This is a genomic window from Shinella sp. G-2 (assembly GCF_050172695.1).
GTDB lineage: Bacteria > Pseudomonadota > Alphaproteobacteria > Rhizobiales > Rhizobiaceae > Shinella.
Genome location: NZ_JBBEYH010000019.1, coordinates 84,146 through 97,826 on the forward strand (window position 1 = coordinate 84,146; position 13,681 = coordinate 97,826).

14 protein-coding genes are annotated in these 13,681 nt (G+C 66.1%); 10 read left to right on the plus strand and 4 right to left on the minus strand.

The features are described 5' to 3' along the window. The first annotated feature begins 3 nt into the window (after positions 1 to 3). A complete protein-coding gene (locus V8U06_RS22005; RefSeq protein ID WP_427142520.1) occupies positions 4 to 2,187 on the plus strand; it encodes a nitric oxide reductase activation protein NorD in 2,184 nt (727 codons plus the stop codon). Between the two features lie 45 nt (positions 2,188 to 2,232). On the opposite strand, the gene V8U06_RS22010 is transcribed toward V8U06_RS22005, so the two are convergent. The 3 genes from V8U06_RS22010 to V8U06_RS22020 are packed head-to-tail and all read right to left on the minus strand — an operon-like array spanning position 2,233 to position 3,466. Further along, the gene (locus V8U06_RS22010) at positions 2,233 to 2,646 is read right to left on the minus strand and encodes a GFA family protein (RefSeq protein ID WP_226922143.1); all 414 of its coding nucleotides are present in this window, start codon (positions 2,644 to 2,646) and stop codon (positions 2,233 to 2,235) included. 14 nt (positions 2,647 to 2,660) lie between these two features. Next, a complete protein-coding gene (locus tag V8U06_RS22015) occupies positions 2,661 to 3,140 on the minus strand; it encodes an SRPBCC family protein (protein WP_427142521.1) in 480 nt (159 codons plus the stop codon). Continuing rightward, entirely contained in the window at positions 3,137 to 3,466 is a 330-nt protein-coding gene (locus V8U06_RS22020; protein WP_226922141.1) for an ArsR/SmtB family transcription factor, read from the minus strand. Before V8U06_RS22020 ends, V8U06_RS22015 begins: the two co-directional genes overlap by 4 nt. A 155-nt stretch (positions 3,467 to 3,621) precedes the next feature. Here V8U06_RS22020 and V8U06_RS22025 point away from each other — a divergent pair, with 155 nt between their 5' ends. The 4 genes from V8U06_RS22025 (at position 3,622) to V8U06_RS22040 (ending at position 7,109) form a co-directional block, all read left to right on the plus strand. Then, positions 3,622 to 4,935 carry an MFS transporter gene (locus V8U06_RS22025; RefSeq protein WP_427142522.1) on the plus strand — a complete coding sequence of 438 codons (1,314 nt, stop codon included), beginning with the start codon at positions 3,622 to 3,624 and terminating at the stop codon, positions 4,933 to 4,935. A gap of 63 nt (positions 4,936 to 4,998) precedes the next feature. Beyond that, on the plus strand, positions 4,999 to 5,487 hold the full coding sequence (locus V8U06_RS22030) for a hypothetical protein (protein ID WP_427142523.1): 489 nt from the start codon (positions 4,999 to 5,001) through the stop codon (positions 5,485 to 5,487). 194 nt (positions 5,488 to 5,681) lie between these two features. After that, positions 5,682 to 6,659: a helix-turn-helix transcriptional regulator gene (locus tag V8U06_RS22035; RefSeq protein WP_427142524.1), complete on the plus strand. Its 978-nt coding sequence runs from the start codon at positions 5,682 to 5,684 to the stop codon at positions 6,657 to 6,659. Between the two features lie 120 nt (positions 6,660 to 6,779). Next, positions 6,780 to 7,109 carry a hypothetical protein gene (locus V8U06_RS22040; protein WP_427142525.1) on the plus strand — a complete coding sequence of 110 codons (330 nt, stop codon included), beginning with the start codon at positions 6,780 to 6,782 and terminating at the stop codon, positions 7,107 to 7,109. Between the two features lie 7 nt (positions 7,110 to 7,116). Here the strand turns inward: V8U06_RS22040 and V8U06_RS22045 are convergent, their stop codons facing one another. Beyond that, positions 7,117 to 8,322 (minus strand): ROK family protein, encoded by a 1,206-nt coding sequence (locus tag V8U06_RS22045; protein WP_427142526.1) that lies wholly within the window; start codon positions 8,320 to 8,322, stop codon positions 7,117 to 7,119. 144 nt (positions 8,323 to 8,466) lie between these two features. On the opposite strand from V8U06_RS22045, the gene V8U06_RS22050 reads away from it, so the two are divergent. The 5 genes from V8U06_RS22050 (at position 8,467) to V8U06_RS22070 (ending at position 13,561) form a co-directional block, all read left to right on the plus strand. Further along, positions 8,467 to 9,705: an extracellular solute-binding protein gene (locus V8U06_RS22050; RefSeq protein WP_226922135.1), complete on the plus strand. Its 1,239-nt coding sequence runs from the start codon at positions 8,467 to 8,469 to the stop codon at positions 9,703 to 9,705. Positions 9,706 to 9,773: 68 nt separating this feature from the next. Further along, complete coding sequence (locus V8U06_RS22055) at positions 9,774 to 10,658, plus strand: carbohydrate ABC transporter permease (protein ID WP_427142527.1); 885 nt, start codon at positions 9,774 to 9,776, stop codon at positions 10,656 to 10,658. Beyond that, positions 10,658 to 11,503 carry a carbohydrate ABC transporter permease gene (locus V8U06_RS22060; RefSeq protein WP_427142528.1) on the plus strand — a complete coding sequence of 282 codons (846 nt, stop codon included), beginning with the start codon at positions 10,658 to 10,660 and terminating at the stop codon, positions 11,501 to 11,503. Before V8U06_RS22055 ends, V8U06_RS22060 begins: the two co-directional genes overlap by 1 nt. Before the next feature lie 73 nt (positions 11,504 to 11,576). After that, complete coding sequence (locus V8U06_RS22065) at positions 11,577 to 12,500, plus strand: PfkB family carbohydrate kinase (RefSeq protein WP_427142529.1); 924 nt, start codon at positions 11,577 to 11,579, stop codon at positions 12,498 to 12,500. After that, on the plus strand, positions 12,497 to 13,561 hold the full coding sequence (locus tag V8U06_RS22070) for an ABC transporter ATP-binding protein (protein ID WP_427142530.1): 1,065 nt from the start codon (positions 12,497 to 12,499) through the stop codon (positions 13,559 to 13,561). Before V8U06_RS22065 ends, V8U06_RS22070 begins: the two co-directional genes overlap by 4 nt. Positions 13,562 to 13,681 lie beyond the last annotated feature (120 nt).

Below are 13,681 nucleotides of genomic sequence, written 5' to 3' on the forward strand. Positions count from 1 at the left end.
GAAATGTCAGATGGATTCCCGCCGGAATGGCGGGAGCGCTGGCGTACCGCGCATGGCCGCATCGATCATGCCGGTTATGGCGATCTCGTCGCGACGGCCTATCGTCGTGCCGGCCCAGCCCTTGCTGCCCGTATCGGCCCCGCCTTCGCGGTGGAGCTCGCCTCCGCCGTCTCCATGGTCGCGATCCGCGCCGGCAGACTTGCCGCCAGCCTCGTACCGCAGGCAGCGCTTCTTGCCGCGCGCCGCTTCGACGCCGCCGCGATGCACGCCTGGGCGGCGGCGGTGGAGGATGTGGCGCGCCGCGCGCCGGAGGCCACGCTTCCGCTGCTGGAAAATACCCGCCGGCTTGTCGATGCGCTGGAGGCGCCGGATTTCATCGCCTTCGTCCGCATGGGCCTTCATCTCGGCGGCAAGGATGCGGCCCGTCGCCGGGCCTTCTTCGCGCTCGAAAGCGGCGAGGCGATCCGCCTCGTCGACGGGCGCTCTGCGGAGGGCGGCCTTGCCGAGTGGCGTCATGGTCTCGGTCTCTATCTGAGCGCCCTCTGGGGGATTGCGCCGCCGATTGCCGAGGCGCCGCCGGACGCGCCCGAGCAGATGCGACGCCGATCCGGTTTCGGTGGCGGCGGCATACGCCTGCCGGCGGCCTTTGCCGGTTTCGAGGGCGACGAGGCCAGGCTGCTCTACCGTGCCGCCGTCGCCCATATCGGCGCGCATCACCGTTTCACGCGGGTGAAATTTCCCGCCGCCGGGCTGAAGCCGCTACAGGTCGCGCTCGTTTCGCTCATCGAGGATGCCCGTGTCGAAAGGCTCGCCGCCCGGCAGATGCCCGGGCTTGCGTCCCTCTGGCGGCGCTTCCACGTCGCCCGGCCGGAAGGCCCACCCATCGCCATCGCTCTGATGGCCCGGCTTTCGCGGGCACTGGCGGACCCGGATTATGCCGATCCGCATGGCTGGGTGGAGAAAGGCCGTAGCCTGTTTGCCGAGGCGATTGGCGTCGACATCGGCGACCAGCAGCTCAGCCGCCGCATCGGCGGGTTGCTCGGCAACGATATCGGCCAGATGCGCCTGCAGTTCGACGCCAAGACCTACGTCGTCCAGCCGGCCTATCGCGACGACAACATGGGCATCTGGGATTTCGGCCCGGAGGAGAACCAGGCGCCGGTCGAGATCGAGGCCATGCTGGAGGGGGCACGGATCGAGCAGCAGGCCGGCGACGACGGGCGCCGGGAGGAGGGCGAGGACGGGGAGACGGCGCGCGGCCGGTTGGCCGAGGCGCGCGATGACGAGAGCCTGCTCGTCGCGCGCTATCCGGAATATGACCACGTGACCGGCCGTTACCGGCCCGACTGGTGCCGGGTGCGGGAGATGCCGGGACCGGTCGGTTCGACCCGGCATGCGACGGCCTTGAGCGAGGCGCGGTCCGATCTCGTCGAACGGCTTTCGGCGTTGATCAAAGCGTCGCGGATCAGCCGCCAGCAGCGTGTCCGCGGCCAGACCGAAGGGGAATTCCTCGATATGGATGCCAGCATCGCGGCGATGATCGCGCGGCGTGCAGGGGAGGTGCCCGATACGCGCGTCTATGGCCGCTACGAGCGCCGCGCGCGTGACATGTCGGTGCTCGTCCTGATCGATGCGTCACGCTCGACGATGGAAAGGGTGCGCGGTTCCGATGGCTCCGTGCTGGAGATGGAGCTGTTATCGACGGCGCTGCTTGCGCGGGCGATGACGGATGTCGGCGATCCCTTCGCCATCGCCGCCTTCTGTTCCGACGGGCGGGAGGACGTGCGCTACATGCGCGTCAAGGATTTCGACCGGCCCTTCGACCGCTTTGCCGTTGCACGCCTTGCCGGCCTGTCGGGCGATTATTCGACGCGGCTCGGCGCGGTCGTGCGCCATGCCGGCGGTGATCTCCGGCGGCAGCGGAACTATCGCCGGCTGCTGCTCATCGTCACGGACGGCGAGCCCTCCGACATCGATGTCGACGACCGGCGCTATCTCGTGGAGGATGCCCGCATGGCCGTGCACGAACTCTCGCGCGAGGGGATCGATACCTTTTGCGTCGCGCTCGATTCCCAGGCGGATTCCTACGCGCAACGCATCTTCGGCCCGCGCGGCGCGATCCGCATCGACTCGATCGAACGGCTCGATAAATTGCTGCCGGCGATCTATCTGCGACTGCGTGCCTAGGGCAGTTCCGGTGCCGCCGCTTCGGCCGAAATGCGTGGGGCCGTTTTACGACGGCGGCATTTTCTCGAATGTCGGCACTGCCGGATCGAGATGATCCCAGGCATGCCCGGCCGCGGTCCAGGAGACCAGTTGCGGCCTGTAGCGGCTCGGGTCGTCGAGGCTCGCCGGGGTGACGATGAAGATATCGGGGGCGTCCGGGAACGTCATGTAGACGGCCGAACCGCAGGTCGGGCAGAAGGCGCGCCGCTTCACCGTGCCGCCATCGCCGACGGATTGCCAATATGATGCGTTGCCCTCCACCTTGACCGCGGCGGCGACGAAGGTCAGGTGAGACTGGTGTCCGGTGCCGCTGTCGCGCTGGCATTGCCGGCATTGGCAGTCGACCATGACGGCCGGTTCCCCCGAGACTTCGTAGCGGATCGCACCGCAGGCACAGCCGCCGATATAGGGTCTGCTCATCTTTTCCTCCTGTCTCACTGCAACGTTTCGGCGGACGCCGTTTCCGCGGCCACCGTCTCGAACCGCCTGACGACCTTTTTCCATCCCTCGCTCATATTGCGATAGGCGGTGTCGTTCTTCGGAAGCAGGAAGCCGGAATGGATGAGGCTGAGGCGCGTGCCCGTATCGGTTCTGCCGAGTGTGAAGGTGACGACGGTCTCCAGTTTCGAGCCGTAACCCTCGTTGTCCTCATGGCCGCCCTTCCAGGCATAGGACAGCCGCTCGTTCGGCACGACCTCCAGCACCTCGCAGTGAATGGTGCCGTCCCAGGCGCCGGCCGGCGTGGTCTGAAAGGTGAAGCGGTTGCCGACGACAGGGGCAAAGCCCATCGGCGCCATCAGCCAGCGGCCGATCAAGTCGCCACTGGTCAGGGCCTTCCAGAGCACATCCGGCGTGTGAGGGAAGATGTCGTCGAGCACGATGGCCTGTGCATCCGGCTTCACGGCTTGGTTCATGGATCGATTTCCTTCAGCAGGGTTCTGAGATCGGCGAAGCGCTCGCGCCAGAAGACACCGTAATGGCTCATCCAGTCGGCCAGCGGCTCCAGTCCCTCGGGTTGGGCACGGTAGTAGACGTTGCGGCCCTCGGGGCGTTCGCTGACGAGGCCCGCCTGTTTCAGGGATTTCAGATGCTGCGAGATGGCGCCCTGGGTGACAGTGCTGCCCCGTGTCAGTTCGACCACGGTGATTTCCCTGGCGTTGACGATACGCTCGAACACCGCTCGCCGTGTGGGATCGGCGAGGGCGCGCATGACGGTGGTGATGGTTTCGGCTTCGATCATGGAAAATTAAATAGTCTTCACTAATCAATTAGTCAAGACTATTGATTTTGGGCGCCGTTTTCGGACGGTGAATTTTCTGCCGCAGCCAATTCCGCCAGACCGGAGCGGCGGTTAAGGTGCCGCTGCCCTTGCGAGAAAAAAGCGGAGACGGCCCGATGACGACGACAACAGTGGACGACGTGCTCGACCGCGCCGGCACCGGCGCCTACCAGCGGCGGCTTCTGGCGATATTCGGTCTCGTCTGGACGGCCGATGCCATGCAGGTGCTTGCGGTCGGCTTCACGGCTGCCTCGATTGCCGCAACCTTCGACCTGACGGTTCCCCAGGCCCTGCAGACCGGTACGCTGTTCTTCCTGGGCATGCTCGTGGGGGCTGCGGGCTTCGGCCGGCTTGCCGACCGCATTGGCCGGCGACGGGTGCTGATCGTCACGGTCGCCTGCGATTCGCTGTTCGGCACGCTGTCCGTCTTCGCGCCCGATTTCGCTTTCCTGCTCGTGTTGCGGTTTCTCACCGGCGCTGCCGTCGGCGGCACGTTGCCCGTCGACTATGCGATGATGGCGGAGTTTCTGCCGGCGCGAAACCGGGGTCGCTGGCTGGTCATGCTGGAGGGCTTCTGGGCGCTTGGCACGCTCATCGTCGCGCTCGTCGCCTGGGCCGTCAGCCTCGCCGGCCTTGCCGATGGCTGGCGCTACATCTTTGCCGTGACGGCCATTCCCGCCCTGCTCGGCATCGTTTTGCGTTTCCTCGTGCCGGAATCCCCCCTCTACCTGCTGCGCCTCGGCAAGGTGCAGGAGGCGAAGGCCATTCTCGACCGCATTCTCGCGGTCAACGGCAAGCCGCCGCTGGCGGCGGATGTCTCGCTCGCGTCGGCGGCCAATCTGCCCCGGTCCGGCATGTTCTCGCCGGAACTGCGCCAGCGCAGCCTGATGATCCTGGCAATCTGGTTCCTGGTCTCGATCTCCTATTACGGCGTCTTTACCTGGCTGCCGCCACGGCTCGCGGGCGAGGGTTTCGGTTTCGTCCGCGGCTATGGCTTCCTCGTCTTCCTCGCGCTCGCCCAGATCCCCGGCTATGCACTCGCCGCCTACGGTGTCGAGAAATGGGGTCGCCGGCCGACATTGATCGGCTTCTGCCTGCTGTCGTCACTCGGGTGCCTGCTGTTCGTGGTGGCGGGAACCGCACCGCTGATCGGCACCTCCCTGCTGATCATGAGCTTCGCCCTGCTCGGCACCTGGGGTGCGCTTTATGCCTTCACGCCGGAACTCTACCCCACGGCGTCGCGGGCGACCGGCATGGGCATGGCGGGCGCCATGGCAAGACTTGGCGGGCTGCTGGCGCCCTCGCTGATGGGGTTCGTGGTCGAGCGCAGCTTCGGCCTGGCGATCGGCATCTTCGCCGCCCTGTTGATCGCCGCGGCATGTGCCGCCGTGCTGATCGACGCGGAAACGCGGCACGCGTCGCTGGCCTGAACGGCACATGCCTCACGGTCTTGCCGCATTCTCCGCCCTACAGTGGGGGCGGAGGACATTGCCATGATCCGATATCTTGCTGCGGCCGCCGCTTGCATCCTTTCCTGCGGGCCGATCCATGCGGCCGAGCCTGACTACTATGACAACCGGTCCGATGCGGCGGCGCTGGTGACGTCGCTCTACAACGCGATCGATCGCAAGGAATATGCCCGCGCCTGGGACTATTTCGGGGAGCGGAAACCGGCCGCCGATTTCCAGGCCTTCGCTCAGGGCTATGCAACCACGGAGGCCGTCGATGTCGTGACTGGCGCCGTCAGCGAGGAAGGTGCGGCCGGCAGCGTCTACTATCAGGTCCCCGTGGCCATCCGCGCCCATCACGCGGATGGAACGGAGGCGGTCTTTGCCGGCTGTTACGTGGTGCGACAGGTAAATCCCGCGATCCAGGAGCCGCCTTTCCGCCCCCTGCAGATCGAAAGCGGCAGCCTGGATAGAAGAACGGGTCGTCTCGACGCCGCCCTGCCAGAGCAATGCGGCGAGATGCCGCCGCCTTGAACGGATCGGCATGCGGGCGAATGCGGGCGGCGGATTCTTTGTCCAGCCGGTAAAAAAAACCGTCGTCGTGTTCGCCGCCTGCAAAGCCTGTTCGCCGACGTCCGAGACGGTCCACCCTTCGCAACCGTACCGTCCGCCCCCACTGAATGGTGGGGGAAATGGCTCCTACTTCGCCCGAAGCCGGAGCATTTGCGATGACGACCGCACCGTTTGCCATGCAGCGGCTCTCCACCGAGGATGTTCCACGGCGGGAGCGGATGGCGTTCCTGCATGATTTCATGGCGCTCCATGTCTGGGGAGGGCGCCGGCTGCTGCCGCCCGATCTCGACACATTCCGCGTCGACCTCGAGGCGATGACCCTGCCGAGCGGGCTCATGGTCTCCAGCGGTTTCTTCACCCCGATGCGCGGCGTTCGGGCGCGCGACCTCCTGCAAGACGGACGCCAGAACTATGTCTGGACGATCCAGAACGACGAACGCGAGATTTCCGTCGAAGGCAAGGCGCCCATCAAGGTGGCCCCGGGCGATCTCGTGCTGATAAGCGAGGGAATATTCCATGAATGCTGGCACGGAAATCTCACCCATTTCGACTTCGTCTCGCTCGACCGTCAGCTTCTTGCCGACCGTGCCCCGCGCCTCGATCTGGAAGCGAGCTATGTGATCCCGGCAAGCGCCGGGGGCATGCCGCTTCTGAAGAACTATGTCGACTTGATCCGTGGCAACCCGCCGGGTTCCGCCAGGATCGGTGAGGCCGCCGCGCGTCATGTCTACGATCTGACGGCCCTGGTTCTCGACGGGTTCGTGCGCGGCGGCGCCGAGCGGAACGAAATCAGCATTGCGGCGGCCCGGCTCAAGCTCGTCCAGAAGGATATCCGCGAGCGCCTTTGCGATCACGGCCTTCATATCGAGGCCGTTGCGAGGCGTCAGGGCGTCACGGTGCGCTATGTTCAGCGCCTCTTCGAGAATGTCGGCACGACCTTCACGGATTTCGTTCGCGAGCAGCGGCTCGAATATGCCCTCCGCCTGCTGCGGGAACGCGACCGCGCCTCCAGCACGATCACGACCATAGCCTACGATGCCGGGTTTTCGGAGGTCTCGTCCTTCAACAGGGCCTTTCGCAAACGCTTCGACGCCACGCCCTCCGAGATCCGGGCGGAGATCCTGGGCCGCTGAATGCCCGCAGAAAATAACACGTGGCTTGTTCGCCATCCGCAATGGTCGTTCGCCCGTAGCGCAGACGCACCGGACAGCTCGGGCACATCTGGGCCTTCAGTCTTGAAACCGGGAGATACCATGAGACGACTGGGAATAGTGGGCGTTGTCGCCCTTTCACTTGCCGGCTGCGCGCAGACGACCGGCAATTCGGGAACAAGGGAAGCCGCCAGCCGGACGACATCTCCCACGCGGGTCGAACGGCAGAAGGTGCGGACCGAGAAGAAGGATGCCTGCGCAGAGGCGATGCAGGCGCAGACGAATGCCGCGATGCTGGGCGGCGCGCTCGGCATGGTGGGCGGTTTTGGTGGTTTCGCCGGACGCGGCGGGGCGGTTGCCGGGCACATAGCCTCGACGGCGGGCGGCGTGATCGCCAATCAGGCCGCCAACGACATGCAGGATTGTTATTAGGCCTGCCTCAGGAGGCCTCCTTCAGGATGGCCGCGAAAAGCGGGTCGAAGGCGCGGCGGATGGGGTCGGCGGCCGCGCCGAGGGCGACGGCCCAGGGATCCATCGTGCCGAGCTGGAGGCGGGGAAGGGTGCGGCCCGGCCGTTCGACATTGGAGGGCATCAGCGGGAAGATCGCCTCGAAGAGCCGCCGCGCCAGGGGCTGCGGCGCACTGCCGGTGAGAATGACGGTCTGGGGATCGAACAGGGTCTCGACCATGTGCACGGCCTGCCGGAAATCCGCCGCCGCCCCGGCGAGCCAGGAGAGGATGCGCGGATCGTCCGCTTCGGCGAGCTGCTCCACCGCGTCATAGGCATCGGTCGTCGCGCTATCGAGGCCGAGAAGCTGGAAGAGCGAGGCGAGGGAGGCGCGGTGTTCCAGCGGCAGCACGGTGCCGCCGCGTGAAAACAGCACCATGCCGATTTCGCCGGCATTGCGGTGGCTGCCGGTATAGAGCTCGCCGCCAAGGATGAGACCCGCGCCGATGCCGTAACCGAGATAGAGGCAGACCACATGGTCGAGCCCGTCGGCCGCGCCGTTCATGCGTTCGGCCGTGGCGCAGGCGGTGGCGTCGCTCTGCAGGCTCGTTTGCAGCCCCGTGCCGGCCGACAGCGTTTCCAGAAGCGGGAAGGTCTGCCACTTGCCCATCATCCAGCGGTCGTCGTCCGGCGGCTCCAGCCCGAAGGGGCCGGGCATGGCGACGCCGAGCCCGGTAAGCCGCTGGGCGGAGACCGGAATGCGTGCGGCAAGCTCGGCGCGCACCGTCTCGATCAGGTCGAGGATCACGCGGCTGCCGCCGGCGGGGTCGCCGGGCGGAAGGTTGGCGACCGCGCGGGCATGTTCCCGGCCGAGAAGATCGACCGCGACGACGCGGGCGAGTTCCCGGTCGATCTGCACGCCGAGCGCAAAAGCCCCCTCCGGAACGAGATCGTAGGGTGTCGAGGGCTGGCCGCGCGCGCCGCGCACCAGTGCCTGCGAGGCGACGAGCCCGTCCGCCTCCAGGCTTTCGACGAGATTGGACACGGCCTGTTTCGTCAGACGCGTGGCGCGGGCAAGGTCGGCGCGCGACAGCGGGCCGTTCAGGCGGATGGCCTCGATGATGACGCGCCGGTTATGGGCGCTCGTGCCTTCCTGGTTGGTTCCGCTTTTCGCACGGATCGTCCGCAATTCGTTCATCGGCACTTCCCTCTTGACACCATTTGAATAATACAGAACATTTAAGTCAAGAGTTTTGACTTAATAAGGAACCGAAGCGTTCCGGGGAATTAAACGGGTGCCCATGAGGGCGTCCCGGGATCACGAAGCAAACTGGAGGACGGCATGTTGAAATCGATCAAGAAGACCCTGCTCGGAGCGGCGCTGATTGCGGCCGTCTCCGCCCCGCACGCTTTTGCGGAGACCACGCTCAACGCGCTCTTCATGGCGCAGGCCGCCTATAGCGAGGCGGACGTGCGCGCCATGACCGACGCCTTCACCAAGGCGAACCCGGATATCAAGGTGAACCTGGAATTCGTGCCCTACGAGGGCCTGCACGACAAGACCGTGCTCGCCCAGGGCTCCGGCGGCGGTTATGACGTCGTGCTCTACGACGTGATCTGGCCGGCCGAATATGCCACGAACAACGTGCTGGTCGACGTCTCCGCGCGCATCACCGACGAGATGAAGAAGGGCGTTCTGCCCGGTGCCTGGACCACCGTCGACTATGACGGCAAGTCCTATGGCATGCCCTGGATCCTCGACACCAAATATCTCTTCTACAACAAGGAGATCCTTGAAAAGGCCGGCATCAAGACGCCGCCGAAGACCTGGGCCGAACTCAACGAGCAAGCCAAGATCATCAAGGACAAGGGCCTGCTCGCCACGCCGATCGCCTGGAGCTGGTCGCAGGCGGAAGCCGCGGTCTGCGATTACACGACCCTCGTCAGCGCCTATGGCGGCGCCTTCCTGAAGGACGGCAAGCCGGCCTTCACCGAGGGCGGCGGGCTGGATGCGCTGAAGTACATGGTGGACAGCTACAAGTCGGGCGTCACCAACCCGAACTCCAAGGAGTTCCTGGAAGAGGACGTGCGCAACGTCTTCCAGAACGGCGAAGCCGCCTTCGCGCTGAACTGGACCTACATGTACAACATGGCCAATGCCGGCAAGGACAGCAAGGTGGCCGGCAAGGTCGGCGTCGTGCCGGCGCCGGGCGTGGAAGGCAAGAGCACGGTGTCGGCCGTCAACGGCTCGATGGGCCTCGGCATCACCTCCACGAGCAAGCACCAGGACGAAGCCTGGAAATACATCGTGCACATGACCTCGCAGGAAACGCAGAACGCCTATGCGAAGCTGAGCCTGCCGATCTGGGCCTCTTCCTATGAGGACCCGGCCGTCACCGCCGGTCAGGAGGAGATGATCGCGGCCGCCAAGGCCAGCCTTGCCGCCATGTATCCGCGTCCGACGACGCCGAAGTACCAGGAACTGTCGACGGCCCTGCAGCAGGCCATTCAGGAGGCCCTGCTCGACCAGGCCTCGCCCGAGGACGCGCTGAAGTCCGCTGCGGAAAACAGCGGCCTCTGAGATCATGCCTTGCGGGCGACCTCGGTCGCCCGCACACTCCTTCTCCCGACAATAGACACGAGGACGCTATGTCCAGCACCTGGATGACGACCCGGGCATGGCTTCTCATGCTTCCGCTGCTGGTGATCATGATCGCCGTCATCGGCTGGCCCATGGTCGATACGGTGCGGCTCTCCTTCACCGACGCCAAGCTGGTGGGCCTCGGCGGCAGTTTCGTCGGCTTCGACAACTATGCGAAAATGCTGTCGAGCAGCAATTTCCTGCGGGCACTCTCCGCGACCACCTGGTTCGCCGTGGTGTCGGTGACGGCCGAAATGGTGATCGGCGTTCTCGCCGCCCTGCTGCTCAACCAGCATTTCTACGGCCGCACCGTGCTGCGCGCGCTGCTCATCCTGCCCTGGGCGCTGCCGACGGTGGTCAACGCGACGCTCTGGCGGTTGATCTACAATCCGGAATACGGCGCGCTCAATGCCGCACTGGCGCAGACCGGCCTGCTCGATGCCTACCGCTCCTGGCTCGGCGAGCCGGCGACCGCGATGACGGCGCTGATCGTCGCCGATTGCTGGAAGAACTTTCCGCTCGTCGCCCTCATCGCGCTCGCTGCCCTGCAGGCCGTGCCGCGCGACATCACCTCCGCCGCGCTGGTCGACGGCGCCGGCCCCTTCGCCCGCTTCCGCTTCGTCATCCTGCCCTATCTCGCCGGGCCGCTGATGGTGGCGCTGGTCCTGCGCACCATCGAGGCCTTCAAGGTCTTCGACCTCATCTGGGTCATGACGCGTGGCGGTCCCGCCAATTCCACGCGCACCCTCTCGATCCTCGTCTACCAGGAGGCCTTTTCCTTCCAGCGCGCCGGCTCCGGGGCCTCGCTCGCCCTCGTCGTGACGCTCATCGTCACGGTGCTGGCGATCGGCTACGGCATGCTTGTGCGCCGCGCCTCGGGGAGTGCCGCCTGATGGAACGCCGCAGCCTCTTTGCCTCGATCCTGATCCACGCCGCCGCGCTTCTGCTCGCCGCCGTCATCCTCGCGCCGATCCTCTGGCTCTTCATCATGAGCATCTCGCCGGCCGCCGATCTCGTGGCGCGCCCGCTGCGCTGGTGGCCGAGCACGGTGGATTTCTCGCGTTACGCCACGCTGCTGTCGACGATCCCGAACAGCGCCGGCGCGACCTTCGTGGCCTCGCTCGTCAACAGCATCCTTGTCGCCGGCATGGCGACGGTCGCGGCCATCGCGCTCGCCGTTCCCGCCGGCTGGGCCGTTTCGCGCACGCCGGCCATCGGCTGGTCGCTGTCGCTGGTGATCGCCACCTACATGCTGCCGCCCGTCGCGCTCGCCGTGCCGCTCTATATGGCGCTCGCGGCGCTCGGTCTTCTCAATTCGGTCTTCGGCCTTGCGCTGGTCTATCTCAGCATTCTCGCCCCCTTCACCACCTGGCTGATGAAATCCGGTTTCGACGGCATACCGCGCGAGATCGAGCAGGCCGCGATGATGGACGGCGCGAGCCTTTTCGCGACCCTGCGCATCGTCACCCTGCCGCTCGCCATGCCCATTGTCGCGACGTCCGCGCTCTTCGCCTTCCTGCTCGGCTGGGACGAGTTCTTCTATGCGCTGCTCTTCACCTCGGACCAGCGGGCGCGCACCCTGACGGTCGCCATCGCCGATCTCGCCGGCGGGCGTGTGTCCGACTATGGCTTGATCGCCACCGCCGGGGTGCTGGCCGCGCTGCCGCCGGTGGTTGTCGGCCTTCTCATGCAGCGTGCCCTCATCTCGGGCCTCACCAGCGGCGGCGTGAAGGGATGACGATGGGCATGGCTGCGACGGGGCTGCAAGAGACGGCGAACAGGCTTGCAACGGGACGATCTGGAGAGAATGCGTGATACCGCTTGCCGTCATCGGAAACGTCAATGTCGACCTGATCATGGGACCGGCCGCGCCCTGGCCGCAGCCGGGCACGGAGGTCATCGTCGACCATGACGACCTGCGCGTCGGCGGTTCGGCCGGCAATACGGGACTTGCCTGGCTTGCGCTCGGTGCACCCTTCGAGATCGCGGCCAGCATCGGCAGCGACCGTTTCGGCGCGTGGCTCGCGGAAGGGTTCGGCAATCATGCCCGCGACTGGCCGGTGCACGAGGGCGGGACGACGCTGACGGTGGGCATCACCCATCCTGATGGCGAGCGCACCTTCTTCACGACGCGCGGCCACCTGCCGCTGTTCGATCTCGAGGACGTGCTTGCGGTGCTCGACGGCGCGCGCCTTGCGGGTGGCATCGCGCTTGTCTGCGGTTCCTTCCTCACGGACCGTCTGGTGCAGGATTACGACCGTCTCTTCGACTGGGCCGACCGGCACGGCATCGCCGTCGCGCTCGATACCGGCTGGCCGCTCGATGGCTGGACGGCAGCGAACCGGACGGCTGCGACAGCCTGGCTGTCGCGCTGCCGGATCGCACTGTTCAACGAGGTCGAAACGACGAGCCTTGCCGGTGTCGCCGACCCGGCCGAGGCCGCGCGCACCCTTCGCCGTGGCATGCCGGAGGGCGCCGTCGTCGTGGTCAAGTGCGGGCCGAAGGGGGCGATTGCCGTCGACGCCGAAGGCGAGGTGCTCCGTACCGCCGCGCCGACTGTCGAAGTCGTCGACACGATCGGCGCGGGCGACGTCTTCAATGCCGGCTTTCTTGCCGCCTATGCGGCCGGCGAAGGGCTGGAACAGAGCCTTGCCGCCGGGGTGGCCGTCGCTTCCCTCGCCATTTCCACCAATCCGAGACGCTACGTCCCCATCCGCAAGGAGGCATCGGCATGAGCACGCTGACCATCGAGGCCATCCGCAAGAGCTATGGCGCCGTCGACACGCTGAAGGGCATCGACATCGCACTCAAGAGCGGGGAATTCCTCGTCCTGCTCGGGGCGTCCGGCTGCGGCAAGTCCACGCTGCTCAACATCATCGCCGGTCTTGCCGAGCCGACGAGCGGTGACATCCGCATCGATGCCCGCTCCATCGTCGGCGTGCATCCGAAGGATCGCGACATCGCCATGGTGTTCCAGTCCTATGCGCTCTATCCCAACCTGACGGTGCACCGGAACATCGGCTTCGGCCTGGAAATGCGCAAGGTCGGCAAGGCAGAGCGCGACCGGGCGGTGGTGGAGACGGCGCGGCTGCTGCAGATCGAAAACCTTCTGGAGCGCAAACCTGGCCAGCTCTCGGGCGGCCAGCGCCAGCGCGTCGCCATCGGCCGGGCGCTGGTGCGCAATCCGAAGATCTTTCTCTTCGACGAGCCGCTGTCCAACCTCGACGCGAAGCTGCGCATGGAGATGCGCACGGAGCTGAAACGCCTGCACCAGATGACGAAGACGACGGTCGTCTATGTCACGCACGACCAGATCGAGGCGATGACGCTGGCGACGCGCATCGCCGTCATGCGCAACGGCCGCATCGAACAGCTCGACACGCCGGAAACGATCTACAACCGTCCGGCGACGCTCTATGTCGCGACCTTCGTCGGCGCGCCGCCGATGAACCTTCTTTCGGCAACGGCGGGAGCCGACGGTGCGCGGATCGAGGGGACGGATATCGTGCTCGCCGTGCCGGGGCTCGCGAATGTCGCGCCGGGGCGCCGGCTCGTGCTCGGCGCGCGGCCGGAAGCCGTCACCCTGTCCGGCGCGGGACTGCGCCTTGCCGCGCGCTGCGAGGTCGCCGAACTGACCGGGCCGGAGCGCATCGTCACCGTGACGGTCGGCGGCCAGCGCCTTGTCGCCGCCCTGCCGGCCTCCGCGAAGGTCGAGGCAGGCGACGAGTTCGACCTCCATGTCGATCCCGCTGGCCTTCACGTCTTCGATGCGGAAACGGAAGAGCGGCTCAACTAGGGTCAGGACCTATTAATTTGGAATAAGTTGTGATTCATAGCCTCTGTCAGGAGGCTGTTATGAGTGATTTGTTTTTGCTGAGCGAACAGCAGATGGCGCGGATCGCGCCGTATTTTCCTT

Coding starts and splice junctions, on each gene's coding strand:
- V8U06_RS22005 (WP_427142520.1), top strand. CDS start 4: ATGTCAGATGGATTCCCGCCGGAATGGCGGGAGCGCTGGCGTACCGCG.
- V8U06_RS22010 (WP_226922143.1), bottom strand. CDS start 2,646: ATGAGCAGACCCTATATCGGCGGCTGTGCCTGCGGTGCGATCCGCTAC.
- V8U06_RS22015 (WP_427142521.1), bottom strand. CDS start 3,140: ATGAACCAAGCCGTGAAGCCGGATGCACAGGCCATCGTGCTCGACGAC.
- V8U06_RS22020 (WP_226922141.1), bottom strand. CDS start 3,466: ATGATCGAAGCCGAAACCATCACCACCGTCATGCGCGCCCTCGCCGAT.
- V8U06_RS22025 (WP_427142522.1), top strand. CDS start 3,622: ATGACGACGACAACAGTGGACGACGTGCTCGACCGCGCCGGCACCGGC.
- V8U06_RS22030 (WP_427142523.1), top strand. CDS start 4,999: ATGATCCGATATCTTGCTGCGGCCGCCGCTTGCATCCTTTCCTGCGGG.
- V8U06_RS22035 (WP_427142524.1), top strand. CDS start 5,682: ATGACGACCGCACCGTTTGCCATGCAGCGGCTCTCCACCGAGGATGTT.
- V8U06_RS22040 (WP_427142525.1), top strand. CDS start 6,780: ATGAGACGACTGGGAATAGTGGGCGTTGTCGCCCTTTCACTTGCCGGC.
- V8U06_RS22045 (WP_427142526.1), bottom strand. CDS start 8,322: ATGAACGAATTGCGGACGATCCGTGCGAAAAGCGGAACCAACCAGGAA.
- V8U06_RS22050 (WP_226922135.1), top strand. CDS start 8,467: ATGTTGAAATCGATCAAGAAGACCCTGCTCGGAGCGGCGCTGATTGCG.
- V8U06_RS22055 (WP_427142527.1), top strand. CDS start 9,774: ATGTCCAGCACCTGGATGACGACCCGGGCATGGCTTCTCATGCTTCCG.
- V8U06_RS22060 (WP_427142528.1), top strand. CDS start 10,658: ATGGAACGCCGCAGCCTCTTTGCCTCGATCCTGATCCACGCCGCCGCG.
- V8U06_RS22070 (WP_427142530.1), top strand. CDS start 12,497: ATGAGCACGCTGACCATCGAGGCCATCCGCAAGAGCTATGGCGCCGTC.